Here is a 24006-nt window from a genome sequence, read left to right on the forward strand (position 1 = left end):
CTAGCACAGCGCCTTCGACAATTGAAGCGATTGTGCCGCTTTGGCCTGCGCGGCTAGAGTCGAGCATTGACGATCCGATTATTGTAGTTACATAATTGCATGTCGATCACATTCGATCCGGCGAAGCGGGATTGGACCCGGCGACATCGTGGGCTCGACTTTGCCACCGATGCCGCAACGGCTTTTGCTGGACGTATCGTGACGAAGCTCGACGATCGCTTCGACTACGGCGAGGACCGCTACATCACTGCCGGATACGTTGGTGCGCGCATGGTCGTGATCGTCTGGACGCCACGTGACGGCGACCATCATGTGATTTCGATGAGGTACTGCCATGCCAAAGAAGAAGTCCGCTGGGCCGCCCTCTTTCGGCAAGGCTTTGACTGATGATCCAGACGACGCTCCCGAGCTGCTCGACGAGTTCTTCCGCACTGGGGAGATTCGCGTCGACGGCAAGATCGTCCGCCGCGGGCGGCCGCCGCTCGGGGAGCAGCCGAAGAGTTCGGTGACGCTGCGGCTCGATGCCGACGTGCTGGAAGCTTATCGCGCGCTCGGACGCGGCTGGCAGTCGCAGATCAACGCCGACCTGCGCAAGGTGCGCAAGCTGAAGAAGGCCTGAGCCTTATTTATTGACCGGGCTGCAGAAGAACGGCGACAGCGTCTTGTCGTTTTCGGGGGCGTCGCGATTGGTCTTGTCGGCCGCCTGCAGACCATCGAGGACCGCGTTGATCGCGGTGTCCTGATCGACGACCTTACCCTTGCGCTCCATGGCGTCGAGGTAGTCCATATAGGCCTGATAGGCCTTCTCGTCGTCGCACAGCAGGCACATGGCGCGTTCCTGTTACTCGACCACCTTCGGCACCACGTAGAAGTGGTCCTCGGTCGCCGGCGCGTTGGCCGTCACCTGATCGGCGATCTCGCCGTCATTGACCACGTCGGCGCGCTTCTTCATCTGCATCGGCGTCACCGAAGTCATCGGCTCGACGCCGTCGACATCGACCTCCGAGAGCTGCTCGACGAACGCCAGCATGGCGTTGAGTTCGCCCTGGAGATGCGGGACCTCGTCATCGGTCACCGCGATCCGCGCCAGATGCGCGATGCGGCGGACGGTAGCGGCATCGACCGACATTATATATGGCCTTTCCCGAGATGACGATCCGCGCCGTATAGCAGAGCCGGCTTTGGCGCCGCAACCTTGCCGGATTGCCCGATCAGCCGGCGAGCCGGCTCAGCCGCGCCAGTGCCGAGCCCGCCAGCGCCCGCGTCAGTTCCGCCGCCGGCATGTCGCGGCCGAGACGCACCGCCTGCCCGGCCCACAGATTGGTGAACTCGACCTTGCCCTGCTTCTCCGCCGCCGCCTTCAGCGGACCGAGCGCGGCGGCGGCATGCGGGAACGCCGGCGCATCGGCCGACACCGGGCCAACCTCGCGCATCACCCGGTTGGCGATGCCGCGCGCGGGGCGTCCGGTCATCACATTGGTCATCACCGTCGCCTCGTCGGTGCCATGCGCTAGCGCGGCGCGCACCAGTTCGCTCGCCCGCGATTCCGGACAGCGCAGATAGGCGGTGCCGATCTGCACGCCGGCCGCGCCGAGCGCGAACGCCGCCGCGATGGCCCGGCCGTCCGCCACGCCGCCGGCGGCGATCACCGGCACATGCACCGCGTCGACCACCTGCGGCAGCAGCGCGAACAGGCCCGGCTGCTGCGCGATCGACTGGGTGAGGAACATGCCGCGATGGCCGCCTGCCTCGGCGCCCTGCGCGATGATCGCATCGACGCCGTGCTCCTCCAGCCAGATCGCCTCGCGCACGATCGTCGCCGAGGCGATCACCTTGGCGCCGGTCGCCTTAACCCGATCGAGCAGCGATGCTTCGGGCAGACCGAAATGGAAGCTCACCACTTCGGGCTTCAGCTCTTCGACCAGTTCGCACATCGCCGCGTCGAACGGCGCACGGCTCGCGGCCGGCACCGGCGCGGCCGGATCGAGGCCGTACTCCTGATAATAAGCGCCGAGCCGCTGCTTCCACACCGTTTCCTGCGCCGGATCGGCCTCGACCGGCGTGTGGCAGAAGAAGTTCAGATTGATCGGCGCCGAGATCTGCTGCCGGAAGATGCCGACCTGCTCGCGCGCCTTGTCGGGGCTCAGCATCGCGCACGGCAGCGACGCCAGCGCGCCGCCGCGGGCGGCCGCGACCGCAAGCTCGGCATCCATCGCGCCGGCCATCGGCGCCAGCAGAAACGGAAATTCGATGGCGAACAAATCGAGGAGACGGCGGTCCGGCCACATGGTCGACACTCACGATGAAAGGGCTGACGAAAGGGAGACGGCGCGCGCCGTTGCGGGCCTGCGCCGCTTTAGCACGGCGGCGGCGTGCCCGGCTATGCCACGTCGGCCGCCGCCGGCCGCAGCTTCAGCAGGAACCGGCGTAGCGCGATCCCGGCCCAAACCGCGGTGATGATGCCGAGCGGCCAGACCCCATGGAGGAAACTGGAAATCGCGCCGAGCCCGCAGGCGACAGCGAACACCAGAATGAACCAGACGCTGTGATCCTCCAGCGCGTAGCTCAGCACCATCACGGCGACCGCGATCAATCCGAACCAGCCGAGCGCGTCCATCTCCAACCTGCCAGCAACTCAAATCCGGATGCTATCTCGCAATGATCGCCGGGCCCGCGCAAGTGCGATGTGCCCGGCTCCGGATTGTCCCGCAGGCCCCTGTGCTGGGCCCCTTTCGACCAAAGCCGCCCGGCCCTCGCCTTTGCGCGACCCGCGCCGCGTGCTATGCGGCGCCATGCCCGCTCTCATTCTTCCGCTGATCGAAGCCGCCGCGCATTGGCCGGCGCGCGGCGTGCTGCTCGGCCTCGACCTCGGCACCAAGACGATCGGCGTCGCCGGCTCGGATCCGGACCGCAGGCTCGCCACCGGCATCGAAACAGTCGCCCGCAAGGCGTTCACCGCCGACGCGCAGCGGCTGCTGGCGCTCGCCGCCGAGCGCGCCGCGTGCGGCTTCGTGCTCGGCCTGCCGCTGAACATGGACGGCAGCGAAGGCCCGCGCGCGCAGTCGACCCGCGCCTTCGCGCGCAATTTCTCGCGGCTGACTGAATTGCCGATCGGGCTGTGGGACGAGCGGCTGTCGACCGCGGCGGTCGAGCGCGAGCTCATCGCCAACGACGTCAGCCGCGCCAAGCGGGCCAAGGTGATCGACGAACACGCCGCGATCTATATTCTGCAGGGCGCGCTCGACCGGCTGGCCGCGCTCGGCCGCGCCGGCTGATCGCCGCGCTGCTTCAACAATTGCCGTGATGGTCATGCTGCCATGAAGTGCGTCTGTGGATCAGGCAGGTTGTACGACGATTGCTGCGGCCCCCTGCTCGCGCGCGCGCGGCCGGCGCCGGGGCCGGAAGCGCTGATGCGCTCGCGCTATGCGGCCTATGTGCTGAAGGACTTCGACTACATCGTCGAGACCACCGATCCCGACACCACCGATCTGTTCGACCACGACGCCAACCGCGCCTGGCTGGAACAGTCGTCGTTCATCGGCCTGCAGGTGCTGAGCAGTTCCGAGAAAGGCAGCCGCGGCACTGTCGAATTCATCGCCCGCTACCAACGCGGCGACGGCCCGGAGCAGTCGCACCACGAACGTTCGCAATTCCGCAAGCACAAAGGCCGCTGGTACTTCTCGGAAGGCGAAGCGGTCGGCTAGTCCACGCCCTCGCCTCGCCGTCATTGCGAGGAGCGCAGCGACGAAGCAATCCAGCGCCGTGCACGGAGCTGGATTGCTTCGCTGCGCTCGCAATGACGGGGATAGGTGGTCACTCGACCGCGTTCACGCCGAAGCCCAACGACTCGTCATGGCCGGGCTTGTCCCGGCCATCCACGCCCTGACGCGAGGGAATGCCAAAAAGCGTGGATGCCCGCGACGAGCGCGGGCATGACGGGGAGAGTTCGAGCCCAATATCGAAGGCGCCTCACATCTCCGGCAACGCCCGCGCCAGCAGGCTGCGTGCCTGTTCGGCGCTGAGGTCGGCGGCGCCGTACATCGTGGCGGGCTCGGGGGTCAGGCGGGTACGCGCGAACAGTTCGGCGTGGGGCGGATGGATTTCGTTCAGCGCCGCCGCCGCCGCGAGTTTGGCCAGGGTCTCGACCGCGAGCCGTGCGGTGCGCTCGTTATCGGCCTGCAGGAAGGCGCGGGCCACCAGGCTGGCGGCGGCGGGACCGCCGGTCAGGCCCGCCGTATCCTGAATGAGCGTCTGCAGCACTTCGGTGCCGGCGTTGGTCTCGCTCGACATCGCGCGCAGCACGTCGAGGCACATCACGTTGCCGGAGCCTTCCCAGATCGCATTGACCGGCGCTTCGCGATAGTGACGCGCCAGAATGCCCTCCTCGACGTAGCCATTGCCGCCGAGGCACTCCATCGCCTCGTACAGGAACGGCGGCGCCGATTTGCAGATCCAGTACTTCACGGCCGGCGTCATCAGCCGCATGTAGGCGGCCTCGTGATGATCGTGCGGCGCCTGATCGAAGGCGCGGCACAGCCGCATCACCAGCGCCACCGAGGCTTCGACCTGCAGCGCCATGTCGGCCAGCACCGACTGCATCAGCGAGTGATCGACCAGATGCTTCTGGAACACGCTGCGATGCCGCGCGTGATACAGCGCATGGGCGAGGCCCGAGCGCATCAATCCGGCCGAGGCGATCGCGCAATCCTGCCGCGTCAGCTGCACCATCTGGATGATCGTGCGGATGCCGCGCCCCGGCTCACCGACCGGCAACGCATAGGCGCCGGTGAACTCGACCTCGGACGACGCGTTGGACCGGTTGCCGAGCTTGTCCTTGAGGCGCTGGAAGTGGATCTCGTTGATCGAGCCGTCCGGCTTGAATCGCGGCATGAAGAAGCAACTCAGCCCCTCCTCCGCCTGCGCCAGCACGAGGAACGCGTCGCACATCGGCGCCGACATGAACCATTTGTGGCCGATAATGCGATAGGCGTCGCCGTTGCGGATCGCGCGCGTGGCGTTGGTGCGCACGTCTGTGCCGCCCTGCTTCTCCGTCATGCCCATGCCGATGCTCATGCCGCGCTTCTCCGGCCACGGCACGAACGAGGAGTCGTAGCGCTTGCTGCTCAGCACCGGCATCACCTGCGCCAGCAGATCCGGCTGCGCGGCGAGCGCCGCGATCGAGGCGCGCGTCATGGTCACCGGGCACAGATGCCCGGTCTCGACTTGTGCGGCCATGTAGAACTTCGCGGCGCGAGCGACTTCCGACGAACCACCGGCGGAGTGGCCGTGCGCGTCCCAGGTCGAGTTGTGGATGCCGGCGTGAAAGCTCTCCTGCATCAGCTCGTGATAGGCCGGATGAAACTCGACCTGATCGCGGCGGACGCCCTTGGCGTCGAAGGTCTTCAGCCGCGGCGTGTGCTCGTTGGCGAGCCGGCCGCGCTCGGCCATATGCGCCGAACCCCAGGTTCGGCCGAAGGCTTCGAGCTCGACATGCGCATGACCGCCATTGTTGAAGGTCACCGCCTCGACCAGCGGGCGATCGGCGCCAAACAGATCGACGTCTTCGAACGCCGGCGACTGATTGAAGACCTCGTGGGTCGCGAAAGACGGCTGCGTCATGAGTGTTCCCGGCGGGAGGCAAAGAGATTCGCGCGCATGTTACGCAGAAACACGCGCCAGATCACGCCGGATCGGCCGTCCCCTCGGCAACGCCCCGATATCGATGTCCAATAGCGGTCAAATCAGCGAGAGGTAAAGCTGATTACTGCGGCCGCCGCCGGATCGGGAAATCATACGCCACGCGCGGGATGCCGGGCAGCGAGAAGTGCCACCATTCCTTGGAGAAGTTGACGAAGCCATGGCGCGTCATCGCACCGAGCAGGATGCGGCGCCAGCGTCGCTGCGCCGGACTGATGGATTTTGCCGCGGTGTAGGCCCTGGCGTCCGAGCAGTCGTAGCTGGTGCCCATGTCGACGCTGTCTTCCGGCGCGCGCTGCGCTTCCGGTGCGGTGCAATCCGCATAGGCGCGGGTCGGATCGAACGGCGGGCCCTTCGGCGCGCGCAGATCGACCAGCGTCAGATCGACGGCCGCGCCGGTCGAGTGGCCGGAGTTTTCGGCGATATAGCCGAGCCGGAACAGTTCGCTCTTGCTGAAGCCCGGATTGTAGCGCCGCTGCGCGGGTGTCTCGTTGCCGTCCTGCGCCCACGCCACCATGTCACGTGACGCCCGCGCCGGCCGATAGCAGTCGAGCATCTTCAGCGACACGTTTTGCGCCGCAAGCTCGCGCTGCACTTTCACCAGCGCCAGCCCGACGGCGCGCTTCACGATGCACTCGTTGGCATCGTAGCCCGCGAGCCGCCGGCCGACGAAATTGTTCGCGCCCGCATAGCGGATGTCGTGGCGAATGCTCGGATCGAGATCGCGCAGATAGATGAAATCATCGGGTAGCGGCTGCGCCTGCGCCGCGCCCACCGCGAGCATGCTCGCAGCGAGCAGCGCAGCTCCGCATCTCAATAGCATTGGGCCCTGCTCACTTCATCCGCTCGCGCGCAGCCTTGAAGCCGGTGACGAAGCGGGCCAGCGTGTGCGAGGTGGCGCCGCGCGGCAGCATCACTTCGATCAGCGAGAACTGCCCGCGCCGCGTCGCCGCGGCATCGAGCGCGGCGGCGAGTTCGGCGCGCGTCGTCACGCGCTCGCCATGGCCGCCGATCGACTTCGCGATATCGGCGAAGTGCCAGTCGTCGAGGTCGTTGAACTTCGACTCCGGCTGGAAGACGCGCAGCATTTCCCAGCTGCAATTGTTGAACAGCACCACGATCGGATCGAGGCCGTAGCGCTTGCAGTTGCCGAGCTCCCAGCCGGTCATCTGGAACGCCCCGTCGCCGACCAGCACCAGCGGCCGCAGCCCCGTTGCAGCGACGCCGACGCCCGCGGGCACGCCAAAGCCCATGCCGGCGTAGTAACCCGGCGCCGCGAGCTGGGTGTTGTCAATCTCCATCGCGGTGAACAGGCAGTCGCCGATGTCGGCGGTCATCGGCATCTTGCCGTGCTTGTCGAACAGATCGTTGATCGCGGTGGCGATATCCGACGGTGCGATCGCGCCGGCGTCGGCAACCAGCTTGCGCGGATAGGCCATGCCCTTGCCGGCATTGCGCGGCCGCGGCGGATGCTGCGCAGCGTGGGCGTCGAGGCCGGCGATCAGATCGGCGAGCGGCAGGTCGCGATAGACGTGATGGCCGATCTGCACCTCGCGGCCGGTCGCCAGCACGGTGCGGCGCGGATCGGTCATGTTGGTGGAGAGCGCGAAGTTGGTGTCGGACAGGATCACGCCGAACATCAGCACCAGGTCGGCCTCTTCGACCAGCGCCGACAGCCCGGCGTCGCCAGCGGCGCCCATATAGGTGCCGGCAACGACGTCGTCCTCGCCTTCGAGCAGGCCGCGGCCCATGAAGGTCGTCACCACCGGGAGCCCGAGTTTGCGGGCGAGCGCGGCGACCTGCTGCTCGACGCCGTAGCGGCGGATCTCGACGTCGACCACCACCACCGGCGACTTGGCCTTGGCAATGCGGTCGAGGATTTCCTGCGCACACTCGTCGCGCGCGCCGGGGTCGGCGGCGCGCTGCGGCAGCTTCGCCACCGGCTCGACCTTGGCGTCGACCATGTCGCGCGGAAACTCGATATAGACCGGAAGCGACAGTTCCAGCGCGCTGCGCAGCACGCGGGCGATCTCGGCCGGCGCGGTGGCGGGATCGTTCAGCACCGCCTGCGCGCAGGTGACTTCCTTGAATACCGCGAGTTGCGAGTCGACGGTGCGAACCTGATGATGCAGCAGATAGCCGCTGGTGCGCTCGCGCGCGCCCGGCGCGCCGGCGATCACCACCACCGGCGAACGCTCCGCATAGGCGCCGGCGATCGAATTGACCAGATTGAACGCGCCAGCCCCGTAGGTCACCACCGCGACGCCGATGCTGCCGCGATAGCGCGACGCCGCGTCCGCCGCGAAGCCGACCGCCGGCTCGTGGCTCAGCGTGAAATACGGCAGCGCGCCGCTCTCCTCGATCACCTTGAAGAACGGCAGCACGAAGTCGCCGGGGATGCCGAAGATCTCCCGGGCGCCATGGTCCTTGAGGGCGTCGAGCAAAGCGGTCGCAAGCGTCGGCATGAGGGCTCCTGGGCATCGCACGAGGGCACGATCGCTTTACCAGAGCCGCGACTTTCGACCAACTCGCGACATCCGGCGAGGCCGATTGCGGGCGCCACACAGCAGCGGGGGATTATTCCGCGGCCCACGCCGTTGGCGCTTGCCCGCCCCGGCAACTCTCCCTATAGCTCTTGCTTTAATGACCCCCGCATTGAAATCGACTTTCGTCCTCGCTCAGCGTCATCTGCTGGGGATCGAAGGGCTTTCCGCCGCCGACATCACCGGCTTGCTCGACCTCTCCGAGGAATATGTCGAGCTCAACCGGCAGGTCGACAAGAAACGCGCGAGCTTGCGCGGCCGCACCCAGGTCAACCTGTTCTTCGAAGCGTCGACACGGACGCAGTCGTCGTTCGAGATCGCCGGCAAGCGGCTCGGCGCCGACGTGATGAACATGAGCGTGTCCTCGTCCTCGATGCGCAAGGGCGAGACGCTGATGGACACCGCGGTGACGCTGAACGCGATGCACCCGGATATCCTCGTCGTCCGCCATCACGCCTCCGGCGCGGTGGAACTGCTGGCGCGCAAGGTCGACGGCTCGGTGATCAACGCCGGCGACGGCGCCCACGAGCACCCGACCCAGGCGCTGCTCGACGCGCTGACGATCCGCCGCAACAAGGGCCGGCTCGAAGGGCTGGTGGTGGCGATCTGCGGTGACGTGATGCATTCGCGCGTCGCTCGCTCCAACATCTTCCTGCTCAACACCATGGGCGCGCGCGTCCGCGTCGTCGCGCCCTCCACGCTGCTGCCGCGCGGCATCGAGCGGATGGGCGTCGAGGTCGCGCGCGACATGCGCGAAGGACTCGACGGCGCCGACATCGTGATGATGCTGCGGCTGCAGCGCGAGCGGATGAACGGCTCGTTCGTGCCGTCCTCGCAGGAATACTTCCAATATTTCGGCCTCGACCAGAAGAAGCTGGCCTACGCCAAGCCGGATGCGCTGGTGATGCATCCGGGACCGATGAATCGCGGCGTCGAAATCGACTCGGCCGTCGCCGACGGCGCGCAGTCGCTGATCCGCGAACAGGTAGAGATGGGCGTGGCGGTGCGGATGGCCGTGCTCGAAGCGCTCGCCCGCAACCTGCCGAACGCCTGAAGCTGGAACGGGACCGAACAATGCTGACCGACCGCCGCCCGATCCTGCTCGCCAACGCCCGCCTGATCGATCCCGGCCGCGACTTCGACGGCGTCGGCGACGTGCTGATCGCCGACGGCGTGATCCGCGACGCCCGCCGCGGCATCGGCGCCGCCGGCGTGCCGGAAGGCACCGACATCATCAATTGCAACGGCATGGTGGTGGCCCCCGGCCTCGTCGACATGCGCGCCTTTGTCGGCGAGCCCGGCGCCAGCCACCGCGAGACCTTCGCCTCCGCCAGTCAGGCGGCGGCTGCGGGCGGCATCACCACGATCATCTGCCAGCCGAACACTTCGCCGGTGATCGACAATTCGGCGACGGTCGACTTCGTGATGCGCCGCGCGCGCGATACCGCGATCGTCAACATCCATCCGATGGCGGCTCTGACCAAGGGTCTCGAAGGCGCCGAGATGACCGAGATCGGCCTGCTCAAGGCCGCCGGCGCGGTGGCATTCAGCGACGGCGACCGCAGCGTGATGAACGCGCAGGTGATGCGCCGCGCGCTGACCTACGCGCGCGATTTCGACGCGCTGATCGTGCATCACACCGAGGATCCCGATCTGGTCGGCGAAGGCGTGATGAACGAGGGCGAATTCGCCACGCGGCTCGGCCTGTCCGGCGTGCCGACCGCGGCGGAGGCCGTTGTACTGGAGCGCGACATCCGCCTCGCCGCACTGACCGGCGGGCGCTACCACGCCGCTTCGCTCACCTGCATCGAGTCGCTGGAGATCCTGCAGCGCGCGCGCGACGCCGGCATCAACGTCTCGGCGTCGGTCTCGATCAACCACATCTCGCTCAACGAGAACGACATCGGCCCCTACCGCACCTTCCTCAAGCTGTCGCCGCCGTTGCGCACCGAGGACGACCGCAAGGCGCTGATCGCCGCGGTGTCGTCCGGCCTGATCGACGTGGTGATGTCCGACCACAATCCGCAGGACGTCGAAGTCAAGCGCCTGCCGTTCGCCGAGGCCGAGGCCGGCGCGATCGGGCTGGAGACGATGCTGCCCGCCGGCCTGCGGCTGGTGCACGCCGGCGAGCTCGACCTGCTCTCCCTGATCCGCGCGATGTCGACCCGCCCGGCCGAACTGCTCGGCCTGCCCGGCGGCACGCTGCGCGCCGGCAGTCCGGCGGACCTGATCGTCATCGACATCGACACGCCGTGGATCGTCGACCCGAACGAGCTGAAGTCGAAGTGCAAGAACACCCCGTTCGACGAGGCCCGCTTCTCCGGACGCGTGGCGCGAACCATCGTCGGCGGCCGGACCGTCTACGAGCATGTGTGAGTGAATTAGAAGGCTGACGGAGTGGGCCGACGGGCAAAGTCTCTCCCCGTCATTGCGAGCACCCGGATCGGCGCTTCGCGCCGTCCGGGCACAGGCTCCGCGAAGCAATCCAGAAGCTCCGTGCACGGGACTTCTGGATTGCTTCGTCGCTTCGCTCCTCGCAATGACGGGGATAGTTTGATTGTATTGCCGAAGCGCTAGTCTGTTTGGAGAGTTGTGATGATCGGGATCTACATCGCGGCCGTGGTGATCGGCTATCTGCTCGGCTCGATCCCGTTCGGACTGATCCTGACCAGGTTCGCCGGCACGCAGGATCTGCGCTCGATCGGCTCAGGCAATATCGGCGCCACCAATGTGCTGCGCACCGGCCGCAAGGGCCTCGCCGCCGCAACGCTGCTGCTGGACGCGCTGAAGGGCACCGCCGCGGTGATCATCGCCGCCGCGATTGCCCACGGCACCGACGCCGTCCCGGCCAACGCCGCGATGCTCGCGGCCCTCGGCGCATTTCTCGGCCACCTGTTTCCAATCTGGCTGAAGTTCAAGGGCGGCAAGGGCGTCGCGGTCTATATCGGCGTGCTGCTCGGCCTGTTCTGGCCGGGCGCCGTGGTGTTCTGCGTGCTGTGGCTCGCCACCGCCTACACCACCCGCTATTCCTCGCTCTCGGCGCTGGTCGCCGCCTTCATCACCCCGATCTTCCTGTGGTGGTTCGGCCACCCGGCGCTGGCCTCACTGTTCGCCGTACTGACCTTGCTGTTGTTCTGGATGCACCGCGAAAACATCAAGCGACTGCAAGCCGGCAAGGAAAGCCGGATCGGCGAGAAGAAGTAAGCGATTGCGTCAGCCCCTTTGTCTGCGTCATTGCGAGCGAAACGAAGCAATCCACTAGCGCGGTGCACTGGGCTGGATTGCCTCGGGTCGCTCGCAATGACGGCAGTTGAATCGAACGAAGTACCTTTCGCTTCATCCCGCCTTCGTCGAACTTGTCCACCCGCATAAGTTGCGCAACACTTCCCTTGCGGGAGTAGTGCGTGGCCGGAAGTACCAGCGACCAGGGAACATCTCTTCTCACCGACGCCCAGCGGATCGACTGGCTGCGATTGATCCGCAGTGACAATGTCGGTCCCCGCACCTTCCGCTCGCTGATCAATCATTTCGGCTCGGCGCGCGTGGCGCTGGAGCGGTTGCCGGAGTTGGCGCGGCGCGGCGGCGCGGCGCGGGCCGGACGGATTCCAAGCGAGGACGAAGCGCGGCGCGAGATCGAGGGCGGCCGCCGGATTGGGGTCGAGCTGGTCGCGCCCGGCGAAGCCGGCTACCCGCCTCGCCTCGCCACCATCGACGATGCGCCGCCGCTGCTCGGCGTCCACGCCTTGCCCGAAGCGCTGGCGCTGATGACACGGCCGATGATCGCGATCGTCGGCTCGCGCAATGCGTCGGGCGCGGGGTTGAAATTCGCGACGCAGCTCGCCGCCGATCTCGGCGCCGCGGGCTTCGTGGTGATCTCCGGGCTGGCGCGCGGCATCGACCAGGCGGCGCATCGCGCCAGCCTTCAAAACGGGACCGTCGCGGTGCTGGCCGGCGGCCACGACAAGATCTATCCGGCCGAGCATGAGGACCTGCTGCTCGACATCATCGCGGCGCACGGCGCGGCGATCTCGGAAATGCCGCTCGGCCATGTGCCGCGCGGCAAGGACTTTCCCAGGCGCAACCGGCTGATCTCGGGCGCGGCGGTCGGCGTCGCGATCATCGAGGCGGCGTTCCGCTCCGGCTCGCTGATCACCGCGCGGCGCGCCGCCGATCAGGGCCGCGAGGTGTTCGCGGTGCCGGGCTCGCCGCTCGATCCGCGCGCCGCCGGCACCAACGATCTGATCAAGCAGGGCGCGGCGCTGATCACCTCGGCCGCCGATATCATCCAGGCTGTCGCGCCAATTCTGGAGCGCCCGCTCGATTTGCCCGGCCGCGAGCCGGACCATCCGCCGCCCGCGAGCGAGCCGGACGCCAGCGACCGCGCCCATGTGCTGCGGCTGCTCAGCCCCTCGCCGATCGGGATCGACGATCTGATCCGGCTGAGCGGCATCAGCCCCGCGGTAGTGCGAACGGTGCTGCTCGAACTCGAACTCGCCGGAAGGCTGGAGCGCCATGGCGGCGGGCTGGTGTCGCTGAGCTGAGCCTCAGCTCGACGCGCCGCGATCGTCGAATGCGCTCCGCGCGGTCTCGATCTCCGGCAGATGCTCCCGCGCCCAGAGGCCGAGCGCCTGCACCGGCTTGCTCAAGCCATGGCCGAGCGGAGTGAGTTCGTAATCGACGCGCGGAGGCACGGTGGGAAACACGGTGCGAGTGACCAGGCCGTCGCGCTCGAGGCCGCGCAGGGTCAGCGTCAGCATCCGCTGCGAGATGCTGCCAATCATCCGCTTCAGCTCGTTGAAGCGCCGCGGCCGCTCGCACAGCAGCATGATCACCAGCACGGTCCATTTGTCGCCGACCCGCGACAACACCGAATTCACGCCCTTGCAATCGCTGTGCTCGTAGGGGCCCCGCCCGGGAGGCAGATCAGGGAGACCGGTCGCCTCGGTGCGCGCCGGCAAGTCGCTTCGTTCGAGTTTCAAGACGGTGCCTTCTTGCGCGGTTTGGACAGTCACTCATCGTGCGTGAGTTACAAATCTATACCAAGAAAGAGGCCAATGAAACTGCTTCGCACCGACGGGGCGCGCCGTGGCCGATCGAGAGGCAGCCGCTCGAGCAGCGCCCAAAAAAGCAACGGCCCGAAGTGTGTGACACTTCGAGCCATCTCGGAAGCGGACGTACATCCGGCCCGCCTCCCGCTTAACTAGAATCGTGAACTAGATGGGTTAACAACACGTAAACTGCCAAAAAGTTGCAAAGGGCGTATGACGGCCCGCCCTGCCTTCGCGCCGCGCGACGGCCGCGTTCAGCCAGCCGAGGATTGGACGACGTTGCAAGGGTTCGCTCCAATCCGGCCCTCGCCGGCTCCCCACTTCGGTCGAGGCGGGCCGATCAGAACGCGCTTCAAGCACGCCAGCCGGGAGAGTGGCCGGACTGCCTCAAGCTGAATCTTGACGGCTTCATCCGCCGCGTGAGCGACCAAGAAAACAAAGTCAACGCAAGAACTTGGAATAACAATCCGCCATTCCGCCTCAATTGCCTCACTCTTTGCGGGAGCGACGCTTGCGGCCGATTTCGGTGGCTTCCATGCGCGCCATATCGAGCAGGTAACAGAGCATTTCCAGCCGATGGACGTGAGCGATCTGAATCAGGTCGCCGATGACCTCGGCGACGTAGCCGGCGGCCTCGACTGGACCGCCGTCGCGATGGGACGAGCTGCGGCTCCCTGGTCGTGGCATGGGCAGTCGTCCTTTCAGGCAGCGGCCGCATCGCCTTTGACGCGGACTCGAGACAAAATACTACTCTAGGTTGTGCAACTCCAGGTTTAATTTTTGTCTCGACTTGTCTGAATAGGTTGCGTGACCGCCCTCCTGCAACACAGCCCCGATTTGACACCGACCGCCTCACAACCCATGTTCCGGCCCATGTGGCCGCCGCGAGTCTCGCGAAACGGGCCCATTTCTTCAGCCAAGTCATTGGATTCCGATGAATCTCGTCATTGTCGAGTCGCCCGCCAAGGCCAAGACGATCAACAAATATCTGGGCTCGTCCTACGAGGTCCTGGCCTCGTTCGGCCATGTGCGCGACCTGCCGGCCAAGAACGGGTCGGTCGATCCCGACGCGGATTTCCAGATGATCTGGGAGGTCGATCCCAAGGCTGCGAGCCGACTCAACGACATCGCCAAGGCCCTCAAGGACGCTGACAAGCTGATCCTCGCCACCGACCCTGATCGCGAGGGCGAGGCCATCTCCTGGCACGTGCTGGAGGTGATGAAGCAGAAGCGCGCGCTGAAGGACCAGAAGGTCGAGCGCGTGGTGTTCAACGCCATCACCAAGCAGTCGGTCACCGACGCGATGAAGCATCCGCGCGAGATCGACGGCGCGCTGGTGGACGCCTATATGGCGCGCCGCGCGCTGGACTATCTGGTCGGCTTCACTCTTTCTCCCGTGCTGTGGCGCAAGCTGCCCGGCGCCCGCTCCGCCGGCCGCGTGCAATCGGTGGCGCTGCGGCTGGTCTGCGACCGCGAGACCGAGATCGAGAAGTTCGTCCCGCGCGAATACTGGTCGCTGATCGCGACCCTTGCGACGCCGCGCGGCGACACCTTTGAAGCACGCCTGGTCGGCGCGGATGGCAAGAAGATCGCCCGTCTCGACATCGGCAACGGCGCCGAGGCCGAGGAATTCAGGAAGGCGATCGAGGCCGCGAACTTCCGCGTCGCGTCGGTCGAGGCCAAGCCGGCCCGCCGCAACCCCTACGCCCCCTTCACCACCTCGACGCTGCAGCAGGAAGCCAGCCGCAAGCTCGGCTTCGCCCCGGCGCATACCATGCGGGTGGCGCAGCGGCTGTATGAAGGCGTCGACATCGGCGGCGAGGTCGCGGGTCTCATTACTTATATGCGAACCGACGGCGTGCAGATCGATCCTTCCGCCATCACCCAGGCACGCAAGGTGATCGGCGAGGACTACGGCAGCGCCTATGTGCCGGAATCGCCCCGGCAGTATCAGACCAAGGCCAAAAACGCCCAGGAGGCGCACGAAGCGATCCGCCCGACCGACCTGTCGCGCCGCCCGTCCGACGTCGGCCGTCGGCTCGATCCGGAACAGGCCAAGCTGTACGAGCTGATCTGGATCCGCACCGTCGCCAGCCAGATGGAGTCGGCCGAGCTCGAACGCACCACCGTCGATATCGAGGCGAAAGCCGGGTCGCGCACGCTGGAGCTGCGCGCCACCGGCCAGGTCGTGAAGTTCGACGGCTTCCTCGCCGCCTATCAGGAAGGCCGCGACGACGACAGCGAGGATGAAGACTCCCGCCGCCTCCCCGCGATGAGTCAGAACGAGGCGCTCAAGCGTGAAGCATTGGCGGTGACGCAGCACTTCACCGAGCCGCCGCCGCGCTTCTCCGAAGCCTCGCTGGTCAAGCGCATGGAAGAGCTCGGCATCGGCCGGCCGTCGACCTACGCGTCGATCCTGCAGGTGCTGAAGGATCGCGGCTATGTGCGCCTGGAGAAGAAGCGGCTGTACGGCGAGGACAAGGGCCGCGTCGTCGTCGCCTTCCTGGAGAACTTCTTCGCCCGCTACGTCGAATACGACTTCACCGCCTCGCTGGAAGAAGACCTCGACCGCATCTCCAATAATGAGGTGTCGTGGAAGCAGGTGCTGAGCGATTTCTGGCGCGGCTTCATCGGCGCGGTCGACGAGATCAAGGAACTGCGCGTCGCGCAGGTGCTCGATGTGCTCGACGAGATGCTCGGCCCGCACATCTATCCGGCGCGCGAGGATGGCGGCGATCCGCGTCAGTGCCCGAGCTGCGGCACCGGCAAGCTGAACCTCAAGGCCGGCAAGTTCGGCGCCTTCGTCGGCTGCACCAACTATCCGGAATGCCGCTACACAAGGCCCCTCGCCGCCGATGGCGGCGCTGATGCCGATCGCGTGCTCGGCACCGATCCGGACACCGGGCTCGAAGTCGCGGTGAAATCGGGCCGGTTCGGGCCGTATATTCAGCTCGGCGAGGCCAAGGACTATGGCGAGGGCGAGAAGCCGAAGCGCGCCGGCATTCCCAAGGGCACCTCGCCCTCGGACGTCGAACTCGACGTCGCGCTGAAGCTGCTCGCGCTGCCGCGCGAAGTCGGCAAGCATCCGGAAAGCGGCCAGCCGATCAAGGCCGGCATCGGCCGGTTCGGTCCCTACGTGCAGCACGAGAAGACCTACGCCAGCCTCGAAGCCGGCGACGACGTGCACACCATCGGCCTCAACCGCGCGGTAACGCTGATCGCCGAGAAGGTCGCGAAGGGTCCGAGCAAGGGCCGGTTCGGCGCCGATCCCGGCAAGGCGCTGGGCGATCATCCCACGCTCGGCGCGGTGGCGGTGAAGAAGGGCCGCTACGGCGCTTACGTCACCGCCGGCGGCGTTAACGCCACGATCCCGAACGACAAGACCGACGAGACCATCACGCTGCCCGAAGCGATCGTGCTGCTCGACGAGCGCGCCGCCAAGGGCGGCGGCGCCAAGGCCAAGAAGAAGGCGCCCGCCAAGAAGGCGGCGACCAAGAAAGCCGACGGCGACGCCAAGCCGGCCAAGAAGGCCGCGGTCAAGAAGGCCAAGCCGAAAGCCGAGAGCGCCGCCGCCAGCAAGGCGCGCGCGCCGGTGACGGCCAAGACAACGGCCAAGACGGCGGCGAAGAAGGCCGCCAAGCCCAAAGCCGCGGCCAAGAGTAGCGCCGCCAAGAACGGATAGATGTGAGCAAGCCGCGCGACGCGAAGTTTCCGGACAAGGCCGCCCTCCTCGCCTTCATCCGCGCCCATCCCGGCAAGATCGGCACCCGGGAGATCGCGCGCGAATACGGCCTGAAGAACGCCGATCGCGCCGAACTGAAGCGGATGCTGCGCGAGCTCGCGGACGCCGGCACCATCCGCAAGAGCGGCCGCCGCAAGGTCGCCGAGCCGGCCGCACTGCCGCCGACGCTGCTGGCCGACATCACCTCGCGCGACGCCGACGGCGAATTGATCGCCGTCCCCTCCGAATGGGACGAGCAGGACGGCGACGCGCCGAAGATCCGCATCCACACGCCGCGCCGCCCAAAGCCTGGCACCGCCGCCGGCCTCGGCGACCGCGCGCTGCTGCATGTCGAGCCGTCCGAGAACCGCGACGAAGGCCCCGCTTATGTCGGCCGCGTCATTCGTGTACTCGACCGCGGCCGCGCCCGGCTGCTCGGCATCTTTCGCGCGCTACCGCAGGGCGGCGGACGGCTGGTGCCGGTCGACAAGAAACAGGCCGGCCGCGAACTCAACATCGCCGCGCACGATGCCGGCGGCGCGCAGGATGGCGACCTCGTCAGCGTCGAACTGATCCGCACCCGCGCCTTCGGTCTCGGCTCCGGCCGCGTCAAGGAGCGCCTCGGCTCGTTGGCGACCGAGAAGGCCGTCAGCCTGATCGCGATCCACAGCCACGACATTCCGCAGGAATTCTCCCCCGCGGCGATCCGCGAGTCCGAGGCGGCCGAGCCCGCGACCCTGAAGGGCCGCGAGGACTGGCGCGAACTGCCGCTTGTCACGATCGATCCGCCGGACGCCAAGGACCACGACGACGCCGTCTATGCCGAACCGGACGAGGATCCCGACAACAAAGGCGGCGTCATCGTTTACGTCGCGATCGCCGATGTCGCTTACTACGTGCGGCCGGACTCGGCGCTCGACCGCGACGCGCTGCGCCGCGGCAATTCGGTGTACTTCCCCGACCGCGTCGTGCCGATGCTGCCGGAGCGGATCTCCAACGATCTGTGCTCGCTGAAGCCGAACGAAGCCCGCGGCGCCCTCGCCGTGCGCATGGTGATCGCCGCCGACGGACGCAAGCGCTCGCACACCTTCCACCGCGTGCTGATGCGTTCGGCCGCGAAGCTGAACTACGCGCAGGCGCAGGCGGCAATCGACGGCCGTCCCGACGACATCACAGGCCCGCTGCTCGAGACGATTTTGAAGCCGCTCTACGACGCCTATGCGATCGTCAAGCGCGGCCGCGACGAGCGCGATCCGCTCGACCTCGATCTACCCGAGCGCAAGATCCTGCTGAAGCCGGACGGCACGGTCGACCGCGTCATCGTGCCGGAGCGGCTCGACGCGCACCGGCTGATCGAGGAGTTCATGATCCTCGCCAACGTTGCCGCCGCCGAGATGCTGGAGAAGAAGGCGCTGCCCTTGATCTACCGCGTCCACGACGAGCCGACGGTGGAGAAGGTCCACAACCTGATCGACTTCCTGAAGACGCTCGACTTGTCCTTCGCCAAAGGCGGCGCGCTGCGGCCGGCGCAGTTCAACCGCATCCTGGCGATGGTCAAGGGCGAGGATTCCGAGCCGCTGGTCAACGAGGTGGTGCTGCGCTCGCAGGCGCAGGCGGAATACAGCTCCGAGAACTACGGCCATTTCGGCCTGAACCTGCGCCGCTACGCGCATTTCACCTCGCCGATCCGGCGCTACGCCGACCTCGTGGTGCACCGCGCGCTGATCCGCGCGCTCAATCTCGGCGACGGCGCGCTGCCGCAGACCGAAACAGTCGAGACGCTGGCGGAAGTCGCGGCGCAGATCTCGCTGACCGAGCGCCGCGCCATGAAGGCGGAACGCGAAACCGTCGACCGCCTAATCGCCCATCACCTCGCCGACCGGATCGGTGCCACGTTCCAGGGACGGATCTCCGGCGTCACCAAGGCCGGGCTGTTCGTCAAGCTCGCCGACACCGGCGCCGACGGGCTGATCCCGATCCGCACGCTCGGCGGCGAGTACTACAATTACGACGAGACCCGTCATGCGCTGATTGGAACGCGCAGCGGAGTCATGCATCGATTAGGGGATGTGGTCGACGTCCGTTTGGTGGAAGCTGCACCGGTCGCCGGCGCGCTGCGGTTCGAGCTGATCAGCGGCGGCGCGATCGCCGAGCGCAGTCATCGCAAGGGACCAAAGGGCAACGCGATCGGCCGCGCCAAGACCGGCAAGAGCAGCGCCGGCAAGGGCGGCGGCCCCGCTCACGCCATCAGTTCGAAGAAGGCCTCAAAGTCGAAGGGTCGCAACACGAAGGGCAGCAAGCCCGCGAAGCCAAAAAAGACCAAATCAGGGAAGGGAAAGCGATGAAGGACGTCGCAACGCAGCCGATCGTGTGGCCGACGGAACAAGCGCCGGTGCCGCACCGCAATGTCTGGCAGGCGATGGGACGCGGCCTGCGCGGTCGCTGCCCGCGCTGCGGCGAAGGCAAGCTGTTTCGCGCGTTCCTGAAGACCGCCGATCACTGCACCCATTGCGGCCAGGATTTCACCGGCCACCGCGCCGACGACCTGCCCGCCTATCTGGTGATCGTCATCGTCGGTCACATCGTGGTGCCGATCGCGCTGTCGGTCGAAACCAATTTCGCCCCGGCGGTGGCATTGCAGCTGGCGATTTATCTGCCTATCACGTTGCTGTCCTCGCTGCTGCTGCTGCAACCCGTCAAGGGTGCGGTGGTCGGCCTGCAATGGGCATTCCGGATGCACGGCTTCGACGAAGCCCATCCGGAGAAGATCTGACGACAAACGACGACGGCGCCAACGCCGCCGCACAAGAAACCAAACAAGAAACGAACACAGGGGCGGACATGAGCGAGACTGCGACCCAAGCAGCGAACGTCGTCGAACAGGGCGAGAAGGAAGCCGATCACCACCCGTATTTCCGGCCGAAGGATGCCGCGACGCTTATCCTGGTGGATCGCAGCCGATCAATCCCGAAGGTGCTGGTCGGCCGACGCCACGACAAGGTGGTGTTCATGCCGGGTAAGTTCGTGTTCCCCGGCGGCCGCGTCGACAAGTTCGACAACCGCGTGCCGGTGGCAGCCCCGATCCCACCCGAGCTCGAAGCGAACCTGCTCAAGGGCAGCCCCAAGATCACCCCTGCCCGCGCCCGCGCGCTGGCGATCGCCGCGATCCGTGAAGCTTGCGAAGAAACCGGCCTATGTCTCGGCCGCAAGGCCGACGGCGCGCTCTCGGGCCTCGAAGGTCCGTGGCAGCCGTTCGCCGAGGCCGGTCTCCTGCCCGATCCGTCCGGTCTGTTCCTGATCGCCCGCGCCATCACGCCGCCCGGCCGCGTCCGCCGCTTCGACACCCGCTTCTTCACCGCCGATGCGTCGGCGATCGCGCACCGCGTCGAAGGCGTGGTGCATGCCGATGCCGAGTTGGTCGAACTGGTGTGGGTCGAGCTCGGCTCCAGCCCGCTGGCCGATCTGCACGCCATGACCAAGAACGTGCTCGGCGAACTCGATCGCCGCCTCGCCACCGGCCCGCTGCGCCACGACGCGCCGGTACCGTTCTTCCATTTCTATGGCGGGCGGATGCAGAAGGACATGCTGCCGGGCTGAGCGCCCGGCAGCCGCCTCGGCGAACTAACGGCGCGCGGCCCGCGCCGTGACTTCGAGCAGCAGCGCGAGCGCGGCCAAGCCCGCGCCGTAGCTGCACACGGCGGCCCAGCCACCATGCGACCAGGCGAAGGCCGCGCCGGCGGAGCCGAGCGAGCCGCCGATGAACATCCCGGTCATGAACACGGTGTTGAGCCGGCTGCGTGCTTCCGGCACCAGCACGTAGACGATGTGCTGGTTGGAAATCAGCGCCGCCTGCAGGCCGAAATCCAGCACGATGACGCCCAGCACCAGCGCCGGGATGCTGCCCCACAGCCCGAACAGCGCCCACGACGCCAGCGACAACGCAGCGCCGATCGCGATCACCGGCTCAGGCCCACTGCGATCGGCGATGCGCCCGGCGATCGGCGCGGCCAGCACGCCGACGACGCCGACCAGGCCGAACAGGCCCGCCGCCGCGGCGCCGAGCCCGAAGCGCGGCTCCTGCAGATGCAGCGCCAGCACCGTCCAGAACACGCTGAACGACGCGAACAGCGCCGCCTGCACCAGCGTGGCGCGGCGGAGCTGCGGCTGCTCGCGCCACAGCGACAATAGCGAGGTCAGCGCCTGACCGTAGCTGATCGGCAGATGCGGCGTGTTGCGTGGCAGCAGCCAGGCCATCACCGCCGCAGCGCCGAGCGCGAACGGCGCCGATACCCAGAACATCTCGCGCCAGCCGGCATGGCTAGCAACGAAGCCGGCGACTGTGCGGCTCAGCAGGATACCGCACAGCAGCCCGGCCATCACCAGCCCGATCACCTTGCCGCGCCGGGCCGGCTCGGCGAGCGCCGCCGCAAACGGCACGATCTGCTGGGCGACGGTCGCAGAGGCGCCGAGCAGCAGGGATGCGACGATGACCAGCGCCGCGGTCGGCGCCACCGCCACGGCGATCAGCGCCAGTGCCAGCAGCACGAACTGCCCGGCGATCAGCCGGCGGCGGTCGGTGAGATCGCCGATCGGCACCAGCAGGAAGAGGCCGAGCGCGTAGCCGAGCTGCGTCGCGGTCGGAATCATCCCGGTCAGCGGCGAGGCGCCGAAATCGCGCTCGATGATGCCGAGCATCGGCTGGTTGTAGTAGATGTTGGCGACCGCGATGCCGGCGGCGGCGGCCATTGCCAGCGTCAGGCCGCTGCCAAGCACCGGGCCGGCCGCGCCGTTGCCGTCCTGGGGGCGCGGTTTGCGCGGGGGCGGCTCCTGTCGGGGCGGCTCCGCCACGCGCTGCGCCGGTTCGATGACTGTCATGGCTCGACTTTCGTATGGTTCGGATCGCATCGAACATGGTGCAGCGCGAGATATTCGCAAAGCGCAATCCGGCGGGGAGCAGCGATGCGGTATCGCCGTGCCTGCAAAACACTTATTCGTTCGATCGCGCCAATCCGTTGACGAACGACCGCTTCGTTCTAAGCCTCCCCAAAACAATGCAAGATTTTTCCTGCAGGCGCGTGATGCTGCTTCAGCCCTGATCCCATATCTTCTTACCAACCTCGCAATGGTAGGACCCCCATATGGCAAAGCGTCAGTTGAAGCTCGGTGCATTCATGCGGCCGGTCAGCATCCACACCGGCGCCTGGCGCTATCCCGGTGCCGTGCCCGACGCCAACTTCAACTATCCGCTGCTGAAGCGGCTGATCCAGAAGCTCGAGGCCGGCAAGTTCGACGCGTTCTTCATGGCGGATCATCTCGCCGTGCTGAACATGCCGGTCGAAGCGCTGAAGCGCAGCCACACCGTGACCTCGTTCGAGCCGTTCACGCTGCTGTCGGCGCTGGCCGCCTCGACCTCGCATATCGGACTGATCGCCACCGGCTCGACGACTTTCGACGAGCCCTATCATATCGCCCGCCGCTTCGCCTCGCTCGACCACATCAGCGGCGGCCGCGCCGGCTGGAACATCGTCACCACCTCCAATCCGGACGCCGCGCTGAATTTCGGCCTCGACGACCACATGGCGCATGACGAGCGCTACAAGCGCGCCCGCGAGTTCTTCGACGTCGTCACCGGCCTGTGGGATTCGTTCGCCGACGACGCGTTCGTGCGCGACGTCGACAGCGGCATCTATGTCGATCCGGACAAGATGCATGTGCTGGATCACAAGGGCCAATATCTGAAGGTGCGCGGCCCGCTCAACATTGCCCGCCCGGTGCAGGGCTGGCCGGTAATCGTGCAGGCCGGCGCTTCAGAGCCCGGCAAGCAGCTCGCCGCCGAGACCGCCGAAGCGGTGTTCACCGGCGGCGGCAGCCTGAAGGATGCTCAGGCGCTCTACGCCGACATCAAGGGCCGGATGGACCGGCTCGGCCGCAACCGCGACCACCTCAAGATCCTGCCCGGCGCCTTCGTGGTGGTCGGCGACACGCTGGACGAGGCGCGGGACAAGCGCGCGCTGCTCGACAGCAAGGTGCACTATGCGAGCGCCATCGCCTCGCTCTCGGTCGGCCTCGGCGTCGATGCCTCCGGCTTCGACCCGGACGGTCCGCTGCCGCCGCTGCCCGAAACCAACGCGAGCAAGAGCGGTCAGGAGCGGCTGGTCGCCCTCGCCGAACGGGAAAAGCTGACGGTGCGCCAGCTCGCCCAGCGGGTCGGCGGCTATGGCGGGCTGTCCTTTGTCGGCACCCCGGCCAGCATCGCCGACGAGATGGAGGAATGGCTGGTCACGGAGGCCTGCGACGGCTTCAACGTGATGTTTCCGTTCCTGCCGGGGGGGCTCGACGACTTCGTCGACAAGGTGGTGCCGGAACTGCAGCGCCGCGGAATCTTCCGAACCGCCTATGAAGGGACCACTTTACGTGAGAATCTGGGGCTTTCGCGGCCGGAAAACCGCTTTTTCGCCCGCGGATCCGGCAAAATCCCCCAGGCTGTTTGACCCCGCCGAGCTTGACTTTCGGGGATTCGCGGCTAGTTTGCGCGCCAAACGCGGGTCCTGACGTTCGACCTCGCTGCCGATTCCCGAAATTCGAGGTTCCGACCATGGCCAAAGCGGTCACCATCAAGATCAAGCTCGTCTCGACCGCCGACACCGGCTTCTATTACGTGACGAAGAAGAATTCGCGCACCATGACCGACAAGATGACCAAGAAGAAGTACGACCCGGTCGCGCGCAAGCACGTCGAATTCAAAGAAGCCAAGATCAAGTAAGCCGGCTACGGCTCACTGATGGCTAATCGCGGGGCCCTGACGGGCCCCGTTTTCGTTGGCGGCCTAGATGCAATCGGCAGCTTCACCCGCTCCCCTCCGTCATGCCCGCGCTTGTCGCGGGCATCCACGTTCAGGGGCGCGGGTGGTCGAAAACGTGGATGGCCGGGACGAGTGTTCAGCCCGGAGACATGACCGACAGGTGTTCGGAGACATAGTCGACACATCATAGTGGGT

At 66.9% G+C, this 24006-nt stretch carries 25 protein-coding genes and 1 pseudogene; 16 read left to right on the top strand and 10 right to left on the bottom strand.

From position 1 onward, the window contains the following. Positions 1–99: 99 nt before the first annotated feature. Together ACFFJ6_RS22835 and ACFFJ6_RS22840 are read left to right on the top strand one after the other, a co-directional pair. A complete protein-coding gene (locus ACFFJ6_RS22835) occupies positions 100–387 on the top strand; it encodes a BrnT family toxin (RefSeq protein ID WP_378392136.1) in 288 nt (95 codons plus the stop codon). Then, a complete protein-coding gene (locus ACFFJ6_RS22840) occupies positions 380–619 on the top strand; it encodes a BrnA antitoxin family protein (RefSeq protein ID WP_378392138.1) in 240 nt (79 codons plus the stop codon). Before ACFFJ6_RS22835 ends, ACFFJ6_RS22840 begins: the two co-directional genes overlap by 8 nt. A gap of 3 nt (positions 620–622) precedes the next feature. On the opposite strand, the gene ACFFJ6_RS22845 is transcribed toward ACFFJ6_RS22840, so the two are convergent. The 4 genes from ACFFJ6_RS22845 to ACFFJ6_RS22860 all read right to left on the bottom strand — a co-directional run bounded on the left by ACFFJ6_RS22845 (position 623) and on the right by ACFFJ6_RS22860 (position 2617). Next, on the bottom strand, positions 623–829 hold the full coding sequence (locus tag ACFFJ6_RS22845) for a hypothetical protein (RefSeq protein ID WP_378392140.1): 207 nt from the start codon (positions 827–829) through the stop codon (positions 623–625). 12 nt (positions 830–841) lie between these two features. Beyond that, positions 842–1129: an Asp-tRNA(Asn)/Glu-tRNA(Gln) amidotransferase subunit GatC gene (gene gatC / locus ACFFJ6_RS22850; RefSeq protein ID WP_378392142.1), complete on the bottom strand. Its 288-nt coding sequence runs from the start codon at positions 1127–1129 to the stop codon at positions 842–844. Positions 1130–1211: 82 nt separating this feature from the next. Then, on the bottom strand, positions 1212–2288 hold the full coding sequence (locus tag ACFFJ6_RS22855; RefSeq protein WP_378392144.1) for an NAD(P)H-dependent flavin oxidoreductase: 1077 nt from the start codon (positions 2286–2288) through the stop codon (positions 1212–1214). 92 nt (positions 2289–2380) lie between these two features. Continuing rightward, a complete protein-coding gene (locus tag ACFFJ6_RS22860) occupies positions 2381–2617 on the bottom strand; it encodes a hypothetical protein (RefSeq protein ID WP_378392146.1) in 237 nt (78 codons plus the stop codon). A 175-nt stretch (positions 2618–2792) separates the two neighbouring features. On the opposite strand from ACFFJ6_RS22860, the gene ruvX reads away from it, so the two are divergent. The 3 genes and pseudogenes from ruvX to ACFFJ6_RS22875 all read left to right on the top strand — a co-directional run bounded on the left by ruvX (position 2793) and on the right by ACFFJ6_RS22875 (position 3704). After that, positions 2793–3275 carry a Holliday junction resolvase RuvX gene (gene ruvX / locus ACFFJ6_RS22865; protein WP_378392148.1) on the top strand — a complete coding sequence of 161 codons (483 nt, stop codon included), beginning with the start codon at positions 2793–2795 and terminating at the stop codon, positions 3273–3275. 42 nt (positions 3276–3317) lie between these two features. Continuing rightward, positions 3318–3368, top strand: a pseudogene (locus ACFFJ6_RS22870) (SEC-C metal-binding domain-containing protein); the annotation flags it as partial. A gap of 42 nt (positions 3369–3410) precedes the next feature. Further along, a complete protein-coding gene (locus ACFFJ6_RS22875; protein WP_378392282.1) occupies positions 3411–3704 on the top strand; it encodes a YchJ family protein in 294 nt (97 codons plus the stop codon). A gap of 265 nt (positions 3705–3969) precedes the next feature. Here ACFFJ6_RS22875 and ACFFJ6_RS22880 read toward each other — a convergent pair whose 3' ends face one another. The 3 genes from ACFFJ6_RS22880 to ipdC all read right to left on the bottom strand — a co-directional run bounded on the left by ACFFJ6_RS22880 (position 3970) and on the right by ipdC (position 8162). Continuing rightward, a complete protein-coding gene (locus ACFFJ6_RS22880; protein ID WP_378392150.1) occupies positions 3970–5619 on the bottom strand; it encodes an isovaleryl-CoA dehydrogenase in 1650 nt (549 codons plus the stop codon). Positions 5620–5761: 142 nt separating this feature from the next. After that, positions 5762–6520 (bottom strand): M15 family metallopeptidase, encoded by a 759-nt coding sequence (locus ACFFJ6_RS22885; RefSeq protein ID WP_378392152.1) that lies wholly within the window; start codon positions 6518–6520, stop codon positions 5762–5764. A 10-nt stretch (positions 6521–6530) separates the two neighbouring features. Then, the gene (gene ipdC / locus ACFFJ6_RS22890; RefSeq protein ID WP_378392154.1) at positions 6531–8162 is read right to left on the bottom strand and encodes an indolepyruvate/phenylpyruvate decarboxylase; all 1632 of its coding nucleotides are present in this window, start codon (positions 8160–8162) and stop codon (positions 6531–6533) included. Positions 8163–8340: 178 nt separating this feature from the next. Between ipdC and ACFFJ6_RS22895 the strand changes: the two genes are divergently transcribed. The 4 genes from ACFFJ6_RS22895 (at position 8341) to dprA (ending at position 12781) form a co-directional block, all read left to right on the top strand. Beyond that, a complete protein-coding gene (locus tag ACFFJ6_RS22895) occupies positions 8341–9294 on the top strand; it encodes an aspartate carbamoyltransferase catalytic subunit (RefSeq protein WP_378392156.1) in 954 nt (317 codons plus the stop codon). A gap of 20 nt (positions 9295–9314) precedes the next feature. Further along, a complete protein-coding gene (locus ACFFJ6_RS22900; protein ID WP_378392158.1) occupies positions 9315–10616 on the top strand; it encodes a dihydroorotase in 1302 nt (433 codons plus the stop codon). A 216-nt stretch (positions 10617–10832) separates the two neighbouring features. Continuing rightward, on the top strand, positions 10833–11444 hold the full coding sequence (plsY, locus tag ACFFJ6_RS22905; RefSeq protein ID WP_378392161.1) for a glycerol-3-phosphate 1-O-acyltransferase PlsY: 612 nt from the start codon (positions 10833–10835) through the stop codon (positions 11442–11444). Between the two features lie 200 nt (positions 11445–11644). Further along, positions 11645–12781: a DNA-processing protein DprA gene (gene dprA / locus ACFFJ6_RS22910; RefSeq protein WP_378392163.1), complete on the top strand. Its 1137-nt coding sequence runs from the start codon at positions 11645–11647 to the stop codon at positions 12779–12781. 3 nt (positions 12782–12784) lie between these two features. Here the strand turns inward: dprA and ACFFJ6_RS22915 are convergent, their stop codons facing one another. Together ACFFJ6_RS22915 and ACFFJ6_RS22920 are read right to left on the bottom strand one after the other, a co-directional pair. After that, a complete protein-coding gene (locus tag ACFFJ6_RS22915; protein ID WP_378392165.1) occupies positions 12785–13219 on the bottom strand; it encodes a winged helix-turn-helix transcriptional regulator in 435 nt (144 codons plus the stop codon). Positions 13220–13777: 558 nt separating this feature from the next. After that, positions 13778–13975 carry a hypothetical protein gene (locus tag ACFFJ6_RS22920; protein WP_378392167.1) on the bottom strand — a complete coding sequence of 66 codons (198 nt, stop codon included), beginning with the start codon at positions 13973–13975 and terminating at the stop codon, positions 13778–13780. Between the two features lie 247 nt (positions 13976–14222). Between ACFFJ6_RS22920 and topA the strand changes: the two genes are divergently transcribed. The 4 genes from topA (at position 14223) to ACFFJ6_RS22940 (ending at position 20606) form a co-directional block, all read left to right on the top strand. Continuing rightward, positions 14223–16970 carry a type I DNA topoisomerase gene (gene topA, locus ACFFJ6_RS22925; RefSeq protein WP_378392169.1) on the top strand — a complete coding sequence of 916 codons (2748 nt, stop codon included), beginning with the start codon at positions 14223–14225 and terminating at the stop codon, positions 16968–16970. 2 nt (positions 16971–16972) lie between these two features. Next, positions 16973–19354 carry a ribonuclease R gene (gene rnr / locus ACFFJ6_RS22930; RefSeq protein ID WP_378392171.1) on the top strand — a complete coding sequence of 794 codons (2382 nt, stop codon included), beginning with the start codon at positions 16973–16975 and terminating at the stop codon, positions 19352–19354. Further along, positions 19351–19782: a DUF983 domain-containing protein gene (locus ACFFJ6_RS22935; RefSeq protein WP_378392173.1), complete on the top strand. Its 432-nt coding sequence runs from the start codon at positions 19351–19353 to the stop codon at positions 19780–19782. The genes rnr and ACFFJ6_RS22935 overlap by 4 nt, the downstream gene beginning before the upstream one ends. 68 nt (positions 19783–19850) lie before the next feature. After that, positions 19851–20606: an NUDIX hydrolase gene (locus ACFFJ6_RS22940; RefSeq protein WP_378392175.1), complete on the top strand. Its 756-nt coding sequence runs from the start codon at positions 19851–19853 to the stop codon at positions 20604–20606. Between the two features lie 24 nt (positions 20607–20630). Here the strand turns inward: ACFFJ6_RS22940 and ACFFJ6_RS22945 are convergent, their stop codons facing one another. After that, positions 20631–21884, bottom strand: coding sequence for an MFS transporter (locus tag ACFFJ6_RS22945; RefSeq protein WP_378392177.1), 1254 nt, complete (start codon positions 21882–21884; stop codon positions 20631–20633). A gap of 35 nt (positions 21885–21919) precedes the next feature. On the opposite strand from ACFFJ6_RS22945, the gene ACFFJ6_RS22950 reads away from it, so the two are divergent. From ACFFJ6_RS22950 to rpmG, 3 genes are all read left to right on the top strand, one after another. Beyond that, positions 21920–22105, top strand: coding sequence for a hypothetical protein (locus ACFFJ6_RS22950; RefSeq protein WP_378392179.1), 186 nt, complete (start codon positions 21920–21922; stop codon positions 22103–22105). Between the two features lie 42 nt (positions 22106–22147). Further along, positions 22148–23500 carry an LLM class flavin-dependent oxidoreductase gene (locus tag ACFFJ6_RS22955; protein WP_378392181.1) on the top strand — a complete coding sequence of 451 codons (1353 nt, stop codon included), beginning with the start codon at positions 22148–22150 and terminating at the stop codon, positions 23498–23500. 104 nt (positions 23501–23604) lie between these two features. Next, complete coding sequence (gene rpmG, locus ACFFJ6_RS22960; RefSeq protein ID WP_011503437.1) at positions 23605–23772, top strand: 50S ribosomal protein L33; 168 nt, start codon at positions 23605–23607, stop codon at positions 23770–23772. Positions 23773–24006 lie beyond the last annotated feature (234 nt).

The organism is Rhodopseudomonas telluris (assembly GCF_042432815.1).
GTDB lineage: Bacteria > Pseudomonadota > Alphaproteobacteria > Rhizobiales > Xanthobacteraceae > Rhodopseudomonas > Rhodopseudomonas telluris.

Excerpts from the sequence above, each read along its gene's own strand:
- ACFFJ6_RS22835 (WP_378392136.1), top strand. The coding sequence starts at position 100 with ATGTCGATCACATTCGATCCGGCGAAGCGGGATTGGACCCGGCGACAT.
- ACFFJ6_RS22845 (WP_378392140.1), bottom strand. The coding sequence starts at position 829 with ATGTGCCTGCTGTGCGACGACGAGAAGGCCTATCAGGCCTATATGGAC.
- gatC (WP_378392142.1), bottom strand. The coding sequence starts at position 1,129 with ATGTCGGTCGATGCCGCTACCGTCCGCCGCATCGCGCATCTGGCGCGG.
- ACFFJ6_RS22855 (WP_378392144.1), bottom strand. The coding sequence starts at position 2,288 with ATGTGGCCGGACCGCCGTCTCCTCGATTTGTTCGCCATCGAATTTCCG.
- ACFFJ6_RS22860 (WP_378392146.1), bottom strand. The coding sequence starts at position 2,617 with ATGGACGCGCTCGGCTGGTTCGGATTGATCGCGGTCGCCGTGATGGTG.
- ruvX (WP_378392148.1), top strand. The coding sequence starts at position 2,793 with ATGCCCGCTCTCATTCTTCCGCTGATCGAAGCCGCCGCGCATTGGCCG.
- ACFFJ6_RS22875 (WP_378392282.1), top strand. The coding sequence starts at position 3,411 with ATGCGCTCGCGCTATGCGGCCTATGTGCTGAAGGACTTCGACTACATC.
- ACFFJ6_RS22880 (WP_378392150.1), bottom strand. The coding sequence starts at position 5,619 with ATGACGCAGCCGTCTTTCGCGACCCACGAGGTCTTCAATCAGTCGCCG.
- ACFFJ6_RS22885 (WP_378392152.1), bottom strand. The coding sequence starts at position 6,520 with ATGCTATTGAGATGCGGAGCTGCGCTGCTCGCTGCGAGCATGCTCGCG.
- ipdC (WP_378392154.1), bottom strand. The coding sequence starts at position 8,162 with ATGCCGACGCTTGCGACCGCTTTGCTCGACGCCCTCAAGGACCATGGC.
- ACFFJ6_RS22895 (WP_378392156.1), top strand. The coding sequence starts at position 8,341 with ATGACCCCCGCATTGAAATCGACTTTCGTCCTCGCTCAGCGTCATCTG.
- ACFFJ6_RS22900 (WP_378392158.1), top strand. The coding sequence starts at position 9,315 with ATGCTGACCGACCGCCGCCCGATCCTGCTCGCCAACGCCCGCCTGATC.
- ACFFJ6_RS22920 (WP_378392167.1), bottom strand. The coding sequence starts at position 13,975 with ATGCCACGACCAGGGAGCCGCAGCTCGTCCCATCGCGACGGCGGTCCA.
- topA (WP_378392169.1), top strand. The coding sequence starts at position 14,223 with ATGAATCTCGTCATTGTCGAGTCGCCCGCCAAGGCCAAGACGATCAAC.
- ACFFJ6_RS22935 (WP_378392173.1), top strand. The coding sequence starts at position 19,351 with ATGAAGGACGTCGCAACGCAGCCGATCGTGTGGCCGACGGAACAAGCG.
- ACFFJ6_RS22940 (WP_378392175.1), top strand. The coding sequence starts at position 19,851 with ATGAGCGAGACTGCGACCCAAGCAGCGAACGTCGTCGAACAGGGCGAG.
- ACFFJ6_RS22945 (WP_378392177.1), bottom strand. The coding sequence starts at position 21,884 with ATGACAGTCATCGAACCGGCGCAGCGCGTGGCGGAGCCGCCCCGACAG.
- ACFFJ6_RS22950 (WP_378392179.1), top strand. The coding sequence starts at position 21,920 with ATGGTGCAGCGCGAGATATTCGCAAAGCGCAATCCGGCGGGGAGCAGC.
- ACFFJ6_RS22955 (WP_378392181.1), top strand. The coding sequence starts at position 22,148 with ATGGCAAAGCGTCAGTTGAAGCTCGGTGCATTCATGCGGCCGGTCAGC.
- rpmG (WP_011503437.1), top strand. The coding sequence starts at position 23,605 with ATGGCCAAAGCGGTCACCATCAAGATCAAGCTCGTCTCGACCGCCGAC.